The sequence below is a fragment of the Achromobacter sp. GbtcB20 genome, assembly GCF_019091095.1.
GTDB classification, from domain to species: Bacteria; Pseudomonadota; Gammaproteobacteria; order Burkholderiales; family Burkholderiaceae_B; genus Achromobacter; species Achromobacter mucicolens.
In genome coordinates this window covers 1-267 of sequence record NZ_JAGXJZ010000572.1, presented here as the reverse complement: position 1 = coordinate 267, position 267 = coordinate 1, and the positions used below count along the sequence as shown (strand labels likewise).

The 267-nt window shown below is 66.3% G+C and carries 1 pseudogene; it reads right to left on the bottom strand.

Annotated features, from left to right (window positions below):
• Positions 1–19: 19 nt before the first annotated feature.
• Positions 20–267, bottom strand: a pseudogene (locus KVT32_RS30265) (NADP-dependent 3-hydroxy acid dehydrogenase); the annotation flags it as partial.

Below are 267 nucleotides of genomic sequence, written 5' to 3'. Positions count from 1 at the left end.
ACCCACCCTACGAAACCGCTCAGCCCCGCTTGATATTGAACGGCGAGAATCCCTGGCAAGTCGGCATCAGCTCGATCAGGTTGACGTTCACGTGCGGCGGCAGGGTCGCGGTCCAGTAGGCGGTCTCGGCGATATCCTTGGCGGTCAGCGGCGTCGTGCCTTCGTAGACCTTGGCCGCGGCCGCGTCGTCGCCCTTGAAGCGCACGTTCGAGAACTCGGTGCCGCCGCACAGGCCCGGCGCGGCAACCCCGGCGACTATCACGCGAT